Source organism: Mesorhizobium sp. M1322, from assembly GCF_040318085.1.
GTDB lineage: Bacteria > Pseudomonadota > Alphaproteobacteria > Rhizobiales > Rhizobiaceae > Mesorhizobium.
In genome coordinates this window covers 28870-42257 of record NZ_JAMYLP010000015.1, presented here as the reverse complement: position 1 = coordinate 42257, position 13388 = coordinate 28870, and the positions used below count along the sequence as shown (strand labels likewise).

Genomic DNA, 13388 nt, shown 5'->3' with positions numbered 1-13388 from the left:
TTCTTATGTCTCGCCGATGGCCGCCATTGTGCGACAGCGACGCGCGCTTTTCGCATATTCTGCAATTGCGACTGATTTGCAAGTAGAAAACGGTTTTGCATCGTGGATTGTATACGGCCGCGCGATGGAGGTCAGCGAGAGCGCGGCTCTGGCGAAGCGGACAGAAAGGATTGCGATGCGCAATGTCCGGCATCGATGCGCTGCGGCGTACGTCCGGTTCGACGCCGAGACCCGCGATCAGCCGGCTTTCCCGATGCTTTCGACCAGCCGGGGCAGTCCCGAGAGATCGGCTATCTGGCGGAAGCGAGGCGCGGTGACCGGCGGCTCGACATGTTCCAGCACCCAGGTCAGCTCATGCGGCACGTGGATACCCCAACTGCCGGCCTCGATGGCCGGCACCACGTCCGACTTGAGCGAATTGCCGACCATCATGCTTTTTTCGGCGCCATCACCGTGGCGGCTGAAGACCCTGACATAAGTGGCGGGGCTCTTGTCGCTGACGATCTCGACCGCATCGAACAGGTCGCCGAGGCCCGATTGCGCCAGCTTGCGTTCCTGATCGAAGAGGTCGCCCTTGGTGATCAGCACCAGGCGATACGCATCCGCCAGCTTTTCAACGGTTTCGCGCGCATGGGGCAGCGCCTCGATCGGATGGCTAAGCATCTCGCGGCCCGCGGCAAGAATTTCGGCGATGACCGAGGCGGGTGCGCGGCCCTCGGTAATCTCAATCGCCGTTTCGATCATCGATAGGGTAAATCCCTTGATGCCGAAGCCGTAGACGGCGAGGTTGCGCTTTTCCGCCTCCAGCAATCTTGCCGAGATGTGCTCCTCCTCCGCATGATCGGCGAGCAGCGCGGCAAAGCGCTTTTCGGTAATGCGGAAGAACTGCTCGTTCTGCCAGAGCGTGTCGTCGGCATCGAAGCCGATCGTGGTCAATTCATGATTGTGCTGCATTCGAGCTCTTCAACCGCGGTTTGAACTTGGTCGAACCTAAGCTGCTTGGGGCGGTTTTCAACTGGGTAGGCGAACGCAGGGCCGCCTCCCCTTCCCTTCCATCGCCGGCCCCGGCTATACTCCCAAATCCGCAACCCAATCTGGTGAATGATGCCGCCTGCAAAAAAGGAAGTCCGTCCGTCGACCCGCGGAGGACGTATCCGCACGCCTGCCTTCGTCAAAAATCAACGTGGTGTGAAAAACTGGAAGGAAGTCGGCGCATGGCTGGCGTGGCGCGGCATCGAGGATATCGAATGCATCACGCCCGACCAGGCGGGTGTTGCGCGTGGCAAAATGATGCCGTCGAAGAAATTCACCTCCAACACCTCGCTGGCGCTGCCTTCGGCGGTGTTCATGACGACGATCTCCGGCGGCTATCCGGAGGACGGCAACGGCTTCCACTATCCGGAGGACGACGGCGACCTCAAGCTGATGCCGGACCTGTCGACACTGACCGTCGTGCCGTGGGAAGAGGACCCGACGGCGGCGGTCATCTGCGATCTCGTCCACCAGGACGGCCGCTCGGTCGAGTTCACGCCGCGCAACGTGCTGAAGCGTGTGCTTGCCGCTTACGACAAGCGCGGATTGAAACCGGTGGTAGCACCCGAGATCGAGTTCTACCTCGTGCGCAAGAATCCCGATCCGGACTACCCGCTGACGCCGCCGGTCGGGCGTTCGGGAAGGGCGATCGGCGGTGGCGCCGGCTATTCGATCGCCGGCGTCAACGAGTTCGATGAACTGATCGACGACATCTACCATTTCTCCGAAAGCCAGGGGCTGGAGATCGATACGCTGATCCACGAAGAAGGCGCCGGCCAACTCGAGATCAATCTGCGCCACGGCGACCCCATCGAACTCGCCGACCAGGTGTTCATGTTCAAGCGCACCATCCGCGAGGCGGCGCTGAAGCATGAGATCTATGCCACCTTCATGGCCAAGCCGATCCAGGGGCAGCCCGGCTCGGCCATGCATATCCACCAGTCGATCATCGACAAGAAAACCGGCAAGAACGTCTTTTCGGCCGAGGACGGCTCGGAAACCGAAGCGTTCTTCCACTTCCTCGGCGGCATGCAGAAACATGTGCCGAACGCGCTGGTGATGTTCGCGCCTTACGTCAATTCCTATCGCCGGCTGACGCAGTCGGCCTCGGCGCCGGTCAACAACAAATGGGGCTACGACAACCGCACTACCGCCTTCCGCGTCCCGCGTTCCGACCCGGCAGCCAGGCGCGTCGAGAACCGCATTCCTTCCTCCGACGCCAATCCCTATCTGGCGATGGCCGCATCGCTCGCCTGCGGGCTGATTGGCATGACCAACAAGATCAAGGCCGAACCACCGGTTCTCACCACCGCCAACGAGGCAGAGATCGACCTGCCGCGGAGCCTGCTCGAAGCCGTCGACCTGTTCGAAGCCGACGAGGAACTCTGCGCGCTGCTCGGCAAGTCGTTTGCCGCGACTTATGCGGCGATCAAGCGGGCGGAATTCGAGACCTTTATGGAAGTGATCAGCCCGTGGGAGCGGGAGTATCTGTTGTTGAATGTGTAGGGGAGTAGGGCAGTAGGGGAGTAGGGGAGTAGGGGAGTAGGGGAGTAGGGGTTACGGTCGAGAGAGCCGAGCTTCCTATCAGCAATTTCTCAGGATCGCCCAAGGATCACTCAAGGAACTGGAGACGCATCTTGTGATTGCGCACCGTGTCGGAATCGCCTCGCACGAGGCGGTCGAACCTTTGATGAACCGCAGCGAGAGCGTAGGGACGCTATTACGGCTTCTGATCCGCAAATTGTCACCTGAATAGCTCCTACTGCCCTACTGCCCTACTGCCCCGGTCATCATGCCCTACCAATCCCCAATCTCCCCCGGCCGCTCCTGGTATGAGGACACGGCCGGCCCACGGCCCGAATATCCGGCGCTCGACGGCGACCGGACATGCGACGTCGTCATCGTCGGCGGCGGCTTTACCGGCCTGTCGGCGGCGGCGCACCTTGCCAAGGCCGGCAGCAATGTCGTGCTGATCGAAGCGCATCGTTTCGGCGACGGCGCATCGGGCCGCAATGGCGGCCAGCTCGGCACCGGCCAGCGCGCCTGGGCCGAGGAACTGGAAGCGGAATACGGCTTTTCCCGTGCCAAGGCACTGTTCGACCTCGCCGAAGAGGCCAAGGCGCATCTCCTCGAATTCGCCGCCGTCAACAAGATCGAGATCGACTATATGCCCGGCCAGATGTCGGTGGCGCACAAGCAGCGCTATGTCGACGATTACAAGGCGCATGCCGAGGTCATAGCGAATCGTTTCGGCTATCCGCATATCACCTTCATGGAAGCCAAGGAGACGGCTGAGCGGTTGGGCTCGACGCGCTACTTCGGCGGCACCCGCGACACCGGCACCGGGCACATCCATCCGCTGAAGCTGGTGATCGGCACGGCAAAGGTGGCGGCGCAGGCGGGCGCGCAGCTGTTCGAGCAGACGCCGGCGACCGCCATCGCGTCCGTTGGCGGCAAGGTCAGAGTTACGACGCCGAAGGGCACGATATCAGCCGAGAAATGTCTGATCGGCGTCAACGCTCATGGCGGCGCGCTTGAGCCGATCAGTGCCGCGCATATCATGCCGATCGGCTCCTTCATCGGCGCGACGGTGCCGCTGGGGGCGGACACAACCGTGCTGCCGGGCGGTGAGGCGGTCGATGATTCCCGCTTCGTCGTGCGCTACTTCCGCAAATCGACGGGTGGGCGGCTGCTGTTCGGCGGGCGCGAGATCTATGCCGTCAACGATCCGAAAGACATCCATGTCCACATCCGCCGGCAGATCGCCGAGCTTTACCCTGACCTGAAGGACATCGAGATCACCCACGGCTGGGGCGGCTATGTCGGCATCACGATGCCGAGAAAACCCTTCGTGCGCGAGGTAATGCGCAATGTGATCTCGATCGGCGGCTATTCCGGCCACGGCGTCATGCTGTCGAACTTTTTCGGCAAGCTCTATGCCGAAACCGTTGCCGGCAACCGCGACCGGCTGAGGCTGATCGAGGACCTGAAAATCCCGGCCTTTCCCGGTGGCCGACGCTTCCGCGCGCCTCTGCTGTTTCTTGCGCTCAACTGGTATGCCTTAAGAGACCGTATCTAACCATAGGTTGCAAAACCCCTTGCAAGTTGCAGAATCTTTCGCAAAGGTGCAGAATCCGCCCGGCAAGGGCGCAGTGATGCCACAATCGCCGGCAAAGGATGCGGGCTCAGGGCAGTTAAATGGGGAGTTTGCGGGCCTGCCCGCGTTGGTTTGGGACCGATGCCGACCAAATGCCGGTTTTCCCGGCATAGGTCGTAAGAACGTCGGCCCGCAAATGGAGGTTGCAAGAGTGAGAGAGCCCTTCAGTTTCGGCGCGCCGGAACGACGGCGCTTTGCGGTGCAGTTTGGCTACGACATAAAGCCCAGGTTCTGGCGGCAAATCCGGTCGAACCTGCATCTGGTCATCGCCGCGTTTGGCACAGCAGCGCTGCTTAGCGTGGCAGCGGTGGCGCTATGGCTGGCATTGCCGGCCGACGAGAGACAAGCGGTCGCGAGTCCCGAGCAGATCGTTTCAAGCATTCCGGTAAAAACAACAAGGATCGTGCCCGCCGCGGCCTCGACGGTCGCCGCGGCGCAGCAGGCTGCGAGCAAGACCGACGCGGTTTCGCCGGCGGTGATTGCGGCGAAGGCCGAGATACCGGCGCTGGCACCCAATGATCCTCGCTGGACGGGATCGGAACCGAAGACCACATCCGGCCAGATGGCAGGCCAGGCTGAAAAAACGGCAGACAAGCCGTCCGCTGCGGCGGCATTCTCCGATCCGGCAGCGAAAACCAAAGTGGCAGCATTGCTTTCCAAAGTCGCTGCTCCCAACAACACGGCGCCGGACGGTGCGCAAACCGCCGCCATTCCCTCCCCGAAGCCGGAAGAGCCGGCGGCGACGCAGACCGATGGCACCCAGGCCAAAGTCGAGGCCAAGAAAGCGAGTGCGGCAGACACCGGACGCATCCTCAGAGCCGTCACCATGCGCACCGGCCCGAAGAACAATGCGGCCGCCATAGTCACCGTTCCCGCCAAGACCTCGGTTCAGGTGATGGGCTGCAAGAAATGGTGCGAAATCGTCTATAACGGCAAACGCGGCTGGATCTACAGGAGCTTCGTCAAGACCGGCGCCTAAAGCGCGTCGCGTTTGAATGGATTCATGCGACGCGCTTTAGGTTCTTGTTTTGATGCATGTCTTTATCGCAAAACCGCTGCGCACTTTTGCGCGACATGCATTAGGGCTGCTCAGGCGATCCCTTGACGTCGCACCACGGCTCGGATGGCTTCTGTAATACAGTCGGCCGCCGCGTCCAGCGAGGGCGATGAAACGATCAAGTCAAACTTGAACCCGACAGCGCCAGACGGCTCAGATGCAACGTCCACCGTCGACTTCCAGTGCCACGCCGGTGATGAAAGCCGCCTCGTCCGAAGCCAGCCAGAGCGCCGCGTTGGCTATGTCGAGCGGCGTCGAAAGCCGGCCAAGCGGGATCGACGCGCGGAATTTCTCGCGGATTTCGGGTGTGTCGGCACCCATGAATTTTTCCAGCATCCCGGTCTCGCCGGCGACCGGGCAAAGGCAGTTGACGCGGATGTTCTTGGGCGCGAGTTCCACCGCCATGGATTTGGTCGCGGTGATCGCCCAGCCCTTCGATGCATTGTACCAGGTGAGGCCGGGCCGCGGCCTGATGCCGGCCGTCGAGGCCGTGGTCAGGATGACGCCGCCGCCTTGCCTATCCATGACCGGCACAACCGCCAGAGCGGCGTGGTAGATCGCCTTCATGTTGACGGCCGTGATCAGGTCGAAGGTCGTCTCGTCGACCTCGAGCATATCGCCGTTACGATGGGTGTAGCCGGCATTGTTGACCATGATGTCGATGCGGCCGAAGGCACTCTTTGCGGCATCGACCATCTCGTCGAATTCGGAACGCAACGAGACGTCCGTCTGGGTCCAGATCGCCGCCTGGCCGATCTCGTTGGCGACGCGTTCGGCGCCCCTGGCGTTGAGGTCGGCGATAACGACCTTGGCGCCCTCCTCGGCAAAGCGCTTGGCGATACCCTCGCCGAAACCTGACGCGGCACCGGTAACGATGGCAACTTTGTTTTCCAGGCGCATGGCTTTCTCACTCATGATTGAAGACGATAGCTCGGCCAGTCGCCGGCAATGGCTGCCGAAAGATCAATATACCCTCGATTTCTCCTTTGGCTTTCGCCTCGATCCCGCTCTATGCTGCATCTGCGAAGGCCTCCCGGAACACGTTGCCGACAAGCCGCCGGGTTGCGCCAGTGTCAAGGGCACACATCAGGGGCCAAATCGGTAAAACCCGATTGGCCTTGGGGTGTGACGCCATGGCACTGGAAAATCTAAATCGATTAGATTATATCGACCGCGTCACAGCGACCGGCGTCAAAGCGGACAGACCATGACCAGTCAGATCATTCCCGTCGACCCTTTCGACTTCATCATTTTCGGCGGCACCGGCGATCTTTCGGAACGCAAGCTTTTGCCGTCGCTCTACCATCGCCAGCGCGGCCATCAGTTTTCCGAACCGACGCGCATCATCGGCACCTCGCGCTCGAAAATGACCGACGAGGAATTCCGGGATTTCGCCAGGCAGGCGATTTCCGACCATGTCAAAGCGGCCGATATCGACGCCGCGGAGCTGAAGACGTTCCTTGCCCGGCTTTCCTACGTCTCGGCCGACGCAACGACCGGCGCGGGCTTCGACAAATTGAAGGAGGCGATCGGCGACAGCGAATGCATCCGCGCCTTCTACCTGGCGGTTGCGCCGGCGCTGTTCGGCGACATCTCGCACAAGCTGAGAGAGAACGGGCTGATCACGCCGAACTCGCGCATCGTGCTGGAGAAGCCGATCGGGCGCGATCTCGCGTCGGCACGCGAGCTCAACGATCTGGTCGGCGACGATTTTCATGAAAGCCAGATTTTCCGCATCGATCACTATCTCGGCAAGGAGACGGTGCAGAACCTGATGGCGTTGCGCTTTGCCAACGCGCTCTACGAGCCGCTGTGGAATTCCGCCAATGTCGATCATGTGCAGGTCACCGTGGCCGAGACCGTCGGCCTCGAAGACCGCGTCACCTATTACGACAAGGCCGGCGCGCTGCGCGACATGGTGCAGAACCACATGCTGCAGCTTCTCTGCCTCGTCGCCATGGAGGCGCCGTCGTCGATGGACGCCGATGCCGTGCGCGACGAAAAGCTGAAGGTTCTGCGCGCGCTGAAACGCATCAACGGCAACGAAGCCCCCAAGCACACGGTACGCGGCCAGTACCGTGCCGGGGCCTCGGCAGGCGGACCGGTAAAAGGCTATGTCGAGGAACTCGGCAAGAACAGCAACACCGAGACCTTCGTTGCGCTCAAGGCCGAAATCGGCAACTGGCGCTGGGCGGGCGTGCCGTTCTATCTCAGGACGGGCAAGCGGCTGGCGACGCGCGTCTCGGAGATCGTCATCGAATTCAGGCCAATCCCGCATTCGATCTTCGGCGAAAGCGCCGGGCCGATTTCCGCCAACCAGCTGGTCATCCGGCTGCAGCCCGACGAAGGCGTCAAGCAGTTCATCATGATCAAGGATCCGGGGCCGGGCGGCATGCGGCTGCGCCAGATCCCGCTCGATATGAGCTTCGCGCAATCCTTCGACGGCCGCGCGCCCGACGCCTATGAGCGGCTGATCATGGACGTCATCCGTGGCAACCAGACGCTGTTCATGCGCCGCGATGAGGTCGAGGCAGCGTGGAAGTGGATCGACCCGATTCAGGACGCCTGGGAAAACGGAAGGCAAGAGGCGCAGGGCTATACGGCCGGCACCTGGGGCCCCTCGGCCTCGATTGCGCTGATCGAACGCGACGGGCGGACATGGCACGAGAGCAATTGAACGGCACCGCCTACAGCTGGCACACGTTTGCCGAACGCCAGGATCTGGCGGCAGCACTTGCCGGGCACGTCGCAGGCCGCCTGACCAATGCAATTGCCGAGCGCGGCACAGCACTGCTCGCCGTTTCCGGCGGCACGACGCCGGCGAAATTTTTCGCTTCGCTTTCGAGTATCCCGATCGCCTGGAACAAGGTCACGGTGACGCTGGTCGACGAGCGTTGCGTGCCGACCTCCTCTCCGCGCTCCAACGCCGGGCTGGTCGCCGCCAATCTCTTGCAGAACGCGGCCGCAGCCGCACGTTTCGTGCCGCTCTACCACGAGGCAGCAAGCATCGAGGATACGTGGGAGGCCGATAGCAGGATGTTGCGGTCGCTGCCCTGGCCGCTCGACGTGGTCGTGCTTGGCATGGGAACCGATGGCCATACCGCGTCGTTCTTTCCGGACGCCGACAATCTGGAAAAACTGCTCGACCCGTCCTCGGAAAGGGTCGTGTTCCCGGTCCACGCGGCAAGCGCCGGCGAGCCGCGCCTGACGCTGTCGCTGGCGCGGATCGTCAGGGCCGGCTTCGTCGCGCTGCACATCGAAGGCGAAGACAAGCGCAAGGCATTCGAAAGCGCGATGGGATCGGAAACGCGAAAACCCATTCGTGCCGTGCTCGACGCAGCCGAGAGGCCCGTAGAGGTTTTCTGGGCACCCTGATTTCAACTTGCCGAGGGGTCCCGGCAGATAGCCGGACGGTGTCTGCGGGACCTCGCCTGAAAGGACCGACACCATGACCGCGAGACGCGACATCGAAGCCATCACCGAGCGCATCCGCCAACGCTCCAGACCAGGGCGCGAGGCCTATCTCGGCCGTATCGCCGAAGCATCGCACCGCACCGCCAACCGGGCCGTGCTGTCCTGCGGCAACCTCGCCCATGGCTTTGCCGTCTGCAGCCCTTCGGAAAAGGTGGCCCTTGGCGGCGACCGGGTGCCGAACCTCGGCATCATCACCTCCTATAACGACATGCTGTCGGCGCATCAACCTTTCGAGACATATCCGGCGCTGATCAAGGACGCGGCGCGTGAGGCCGGCGGCATTGCCCAGGTCGCCGGCGGCGTGCCGGCGATGTGCGACGGCGTCACGCAGGGACAGCCCGGCATGGAGCTGTCGTTGTTCTCGCGCGACGTGATCGCCATGGCCGCGGCGATCGGGCTGTCGCACAACATGTTCGACGCGGCGGTCTATCTTGGCGTCTGCGACAAGATCGTGCCGGGGCTGGTGATCGCGGCGCTGACCTTCGGCCATCTGCCGGCGGTGTTCATCCCAGCCGGGCCGATGACGACGGGTCTGCCCAACGACGAGAAGGCCAAGGTCCGCCAGCTCTACGCCGAAGGCAAGGCGGGAAGGGCCGAACTGCTCGACGCCGAGTCCAAATCCTATCACGGGCCGGGAACCTGCACCTTCTACGGCACGGCGAACTCCAACCAGATGCTGATGGAGATCATGGGCCTGCACACGCCAGGCGCCTCCTTCGTCAACCCCGGCACGCCATTGCGCGACGCGCTGACCCGGGAGGCGACGAAGCGGGCGCTGGCGATCACCGCGCTCGGCAACGCCTACACGCCGGTCGGCCGGATGATCGACGAGCGTTCGATCGTCAACGGCATCGTCGGCCTGCACGCCACCGGCGGATCGACCAATCACACCATCCATCTGATCGCCATGGCGGCAGCGGCTGGCATCGCCATTACCTGGCAGGATATTTCGGACCTTTCGGAAGCCGTGCCGCTGCTGGCGCGGGTCTATCCGAACGGCCTTGCCGACGTGAACCATTTCCATGCGGCCGGCGGCCTCGGCTTCCTGATCCGCGAACTGCTCGACGAGGGGATACTGCACGAGGACGTCCAGACGGTTTGGGGCGAAGGGCTGCGGCCTTATGCGGTCGAAGCCAAGCTCGGTGCCGACGGCGGCGTTGTGCGCGAGGCCTCGCCCCGCGAAAGCGGCGACGAGAAGGTGCTGGCGCCGTTCAAGAAGGCGTTTCAGCCGACGGGCGGATTGAAAATGCTCTCAGGCAATCTCGGCCATGCCGTCATCAAGACTTCCGCGGTGAAACCGGAACGGCGCATCATCGAGGCGCCGGCCAAGGTGTTCGACAGCCAGCAAGGTCTGAACGAGGCGTTCAAGGCCGGCACGCTGACCGGCGATTTCATCGCCGTCATCCGCTTCCAGGGGCCGAAAGCCAACGGGATGCCGGAGCTGCACAGGCTGACCACCGTGCTCGGGGTCCTGCAGGATCGCGGCCAGCATGTGGCGCTGGTCACCGACGGGCGCATGTCGGGCGCGAGCGGCAAGGTGCCGGCGGCGATCCATGTGACGCCGGAGGCGGTCGAGGACGGGCCGATCGCCAGGATCCATGACGGCGACATCATCAGGCTCGACGCGGAAGCCGGAACGCTGGAAGTGCTGGTGCCGGCAGGCGATTTCGCACTGCGCCGGGCGGCGGACAGCGATCTTGTCGGCAATGAATTCGGCTTCGGCCGCGAGCTTTTCGCTGGGTTCCGGCAAATGGTCGGCCGTGCCGACCACGGCGCCAGCGCATTCGGGAACAATGTGGCGGAATTCGCACTGCAGTGAAAAGGGCGGCGCGCGGCCGTCTGACGCTGGCCGTTGAATTGCCCTCCTACTGCACCGTCAACTCGGCTCGCTCGCCGGCTTTGATGGTCACTGTGCTTTCCTTCGCGCTGTTGTCCAGCATCTGCGAGACGACGGCGTAGTCGCCGGCCGGCAGCGCCGCCTGATACTTCTCGTCATAGGCGTAGCCGAGCGATTTGCGGTTGCCGTTGATGTCCTTCTTCGGATCGAAAATCTCGATCTTCGAAGCCCCTGGCGCGGTGATCGCCAGCACGCCGGCATTGATGGCGACCTTCAGATCCCGATGCTCACCGGCCTTGACGCTGAACGGCTGCTCGACGACGGCAAGGTCGACCGTCGCCGTCAGCACATAGTCATCGGGCGGCAGATCGAACTTGCTGTCGGGACCATAAGCATGAGCCACCTCTTGCCTCGTCCCGTCGATCTTCTTTTTTGCCTTGAACACCTTGAAGCCGATGCCGGAACCGTCGGCCTTGTCGCCGCCGGCAGTGTAGTAGGCGTTGGCAATGACATGGCCGACGCCGACGATGATATCCTTGTCGACGATCCTGCCCGCAGTGAGCGGGATGGTTTCGGTAACCTCGCCCTGCCCGATCCTGACCGTCACTTTCTGGTCGCCGGCCGGCAACACGACTTTCGTGTCGCCATAATAGGTCGCGGGCGTATCGACGCCCGGATAGGCGATCACGACAGCCGCGCCATCGGCGACGTCCGCCCCCTCACTTGGCCGCGGATGAATGATGAGCGTGCCGGCATTCAGCGTGACAAGGGGCTTGTAGACCTGGCCGGCCTCGACGGTAATCTTCTGTTCGGTCCTGGCCTCGCCATAGCGTGCGACGACTGTGTAGTCGCCGGCTCCAGATTGCCTTTGTAGGCGCCGTATTCGGTGGTGACGTAGTCGCCGCGGGTGCCGTCGGACTTTGCCTTGTAGATCTCCCAGGAATTGCCGTCAGTGACGGGATCGCCGCCCTCGGCTAGCGCCACGGCGGGCATGAAGTTGAACTCCGGCTTTTCCGGCTCGGCGGGCGGCTGCGGCGCAGGCGCTGGTTCGGTCGCCGGTGCAGGTGCGGCAATGGTTTCGACCAGCGCGTCCTGCAGCGCTTGCTCGTCGGACGCCTGGATGTATTTGCCGCCGGTGTTGTCGGCGAGGCAAGCAACCTGCTTGCCCTCGTCCGCGCTCAGGCCGAAGCCGACGACGTTTACAGTGAAGTCGACGCCGGCAGCCCTCAGTTCCTTGCCGAGCGCGCAAGGGTCGCCTTTGCAGGTCTCGAGCCCGTCGGTGATCAGGATGACGGTAGCCTTGTCCTCGGTGTATTTCAGCGCCTCGGCCGCCTGTTTGACGGCTGATGTCAGCGGCGTCTTGCCGATGAATTTCAGGCTGTCGGCGGCAGCGGAAACAGCAGTTGCCGAGCCGGCCTGCGGCGGCACGATCATCTCGATGTCCTCGCAACTGCCCTTCTCGCGATGGCCATAGGCCATGAAGCCGATCTCCTTGTCGGCGGGGACCGATTGCAGCACTGTTCGCAGCGATTCGCGGGCGATCTCGAGCTTGGGCTTGCCGTCGATCTGCGCCCACATCGAGCCGGAGGCGTCGAGAACGATGACGACACGGTCGGCGGCAAGGCCGAGCGTCGTCATCCACAACAGGAGGATCGCCGCGGCGACGCTCCGTGCAAGTCCCGCCATGACAATCTCCCCCAGTCAGTCTCTGCCAGTCAGTCTCTGCCAGTCCGGGGGCGAAGCTATTTGAGGCCGCGTCAGGATACAAGCCCGGACGCCGGGGCATATGAGGCTGGCGTCGCTGACTGTGCCAAAACCACTCAGTACGTCGTGCGACGCTCTTCGGAAGGCGGCCGGCCGAACTGCAGCCGATAGCTCTGGGCAAAATAGGAGTGTGAGGTGAAGCCGGTGGCGATCGCCACGTCGAGGATCGGCATGTTGGTCTGGCGCAGCAATTCGCGCGCCCGCTCGAGCCTTAGCCGCATGTAATAGCGGCCGGGCGTCACCGTGAGGTGACGCAGGAACAGGCGCTCGACCTGACGCACCGACAGGCCGGCCGACTTGGCGAGCTGCACTGCCGACAGCGGCTCGTCGAGATGGTCGGCCATCAGCTCGACGATGCGCCGCAGCTTCTCCGATTTGCCGGTCAGGTCGCGCTCAGGGCCGACGCGCTGGCGGTCTCCGGCGGAACGGATGCGCTCGTGCTGGAACTGGTTGGCGACGCCGTTGGCGAGGCTCGAGCCGAAATCGCCGCGCACGATCTCCAGCATCAGGTCGATGGAGGTGGTGCCGCCGGCGCAGGTGTAGCGCTTGCGGTCGATCTCGAAGACATTGCCGGTGCAGTTGATGTCGGGAAACCGCTCGACGAAGCCGGCGCGGTTTTCCCAGTGGATGGTGCAGCGATAGCCTTCGAGCTGGCCTGCCTCGGCGAGCACATAGGAGCCGACCGACAGTGCGCCGAGCGCGTTGCCGCGCCGGCCCCAGCTGCGCAGCGCCGCCAGCACCTTGCTCTTGCCGGGAAACTCCGTCGTCAGCCCGACCGAGACGAAAAGTATATCGACCGGCGGCAGATCGGCGACAGCATAGTCGATCTTGAGCGGCAGGCCGTTGGAGGCCATGACGGCATCGCCGTCGGCCGACACCGTCGTCCAGCCATAGAAGTCGTGGCCGAGCAGCCGGTTCGCCGACCGGAACGTGTCGATTGCGGCGGCCAGCGAGAACATGGAAAACTTGTCGACCAGCAGGAACCCGAACTGCCGGCCGCCTTGAACGGGATCGTTCGTGACCGGCCGCTCTGAGGGAACAGTGAGGTTCGGCAAAGCTGAGGCTTT

9 protein-coding genes and 2 pseudogenes are annotated in these 13388 nt (G+C 63.1%); 7 read left to right on the top strand and 4 right to left on the bottom strand.

Going from position 1 to position 13388, the window contains the following annotated elements; all coding sequences use genetic code 11:
* Positions 1-237: 237 nt before the first annotated feature.
* A complete protein-coding gene (locus tag NKH12_RS08525; RefSeq protein ID WP_352952695.1) occupies positions 238-954 on the bottom strand; it encodes an HAD family hydrolase in 717 nt (238 codons plus the stop codon).
* 147 nt (positions 955-1101) lie between these two features.
* On the opposite strand from NKH12_RS08525, the gene NKH12_RS08520 reads away from it, so the two are divergent.
* From NKH12_RS08520 to NKH12_RS08505, 4 genes and pseudogenes are all read left to right on the top strand, one after another.
* Complete coding sequence (locus NKH12_RS08520; protein WP_352952694.1) at positions 1102-2538, top strand: glutamine synthetase family protein; 1437 nt, start codon at positions 1102-1104, stop codon at positions 2536-2538.
* A 43-nt stretch (positions 2539-2581) separates the two neighbouring features.
* Positions 2582-2788 (top strand): annotated as a pseudogene (locus NKH12_RS08515) (four helix bundle protein); the annotation flags it as partial.
* 36 nt (positions 2789-2824) lie between these two features.
* Positions 2825-4111, top strand: coding sequence for an NAD(P)/FAD-dependent oxidoreductase (locus NKH12_RS08510; RefSeq protein ID WP_352952693.1), 1287 nt, complete (start codon positions 2825-2827; stop codon positions 4109-4111).
* 229 nt (positions 4112-4340) lie between these two features.
* Positions 4341-5168 carry an SH3 domain-containing protein gene (locus NKH12_RS08505; protein WP_352952692.1) on the top strand — a complete coding sequence of 276 codons (828 nt, stop codon included), beginning with the start codon at positions 4341-4343 and terminating at the stop codon, positions 5166-5168.
* A 231-nt stretch (positions 5169-5399) separates the two neighbouring features.
* On the opposite strand, the gene NKH12_RS08500 is transcribed toward NKH12_RS08505, so the two are convergent.
* Positions 5400-6146 carry an SDR family oxidoreductase gene (locus NKH12_RS08500; RefSeq protein ID WP_352952691.1) on the bottom strand — a complete coding sequence of 249 codons (747 nt, stop codon included), beginning with the start codon at positions 6144-6146 and terminating at the stop codon, positions 5400-5402.
* 307 nt (positions 6147-6453) lie between these two features.
* Between NKH12_RS08500 and zwf the strand changes: the two genes are divergently transcribed.
* From zwf to edd, 3 genes are all read left to right on the top strand, one after another.
* Positions 6454-7923, top strand: a complete 1470-nt coding sequence (gene zwf, locus NKH12_RS08495) for a glucose-6-phosphate dehydrogenase (RefSeq protein WP_352952690.1) — start codon at positions 6454-6456, stop codon at positions 7921-7923.
* Positions 7905-8621: a 6-phosphogluconolactonase gene (pgl, locus tag NKH12_RS08490; RefSeq protein ID WP_352952689.1), complete on the top strand. Its 717-nt coding sequence runs from the start codon at positions 7905-7907 to the stop codon at positions 8619-8621. The genes zwf and pgl overlap by 19 nt, the downstream gene beginning before the upstream one ends.
* Positions 8622-8694: 73 nt before the next feature.
* Positions 8695-10539 (top strand): phosphogluconate dehydratase, encoded by a 1845-nt coding sequence (edd, locus tag NKH12_RS08485; RefSeq protein WP_352952687.1) that lies wholly within the window; start codon positions 8695-8697, stop codon positions 10537-10539.
* Between the two features lie 46 nt (positions 10540-10585).
* Here the strand turns inward: edd and NKH12_RS08480 are convergent.
* Positions 10586-12243: pseudogene (locus tag NKH12_RS08480) on the bottom strand (vWA domain-containing protein).
* A gap of 134 nt (positions 12244-12377) precedes the next feature.
* The gene (locus NKH12_RS08475) at positions 12378-13376 is read right to left on the bottom strand and encodes a GlxA family transcriptional regulator (RefSeq protein ID WP_352952686.1); all 999 of its coding nucleotides are present in this window, start codon (positions 13374-13376) and stop codon (positions 12378-12380) included.
* Positions 13377-13388 lie beyond the last annotated feature (12 nt).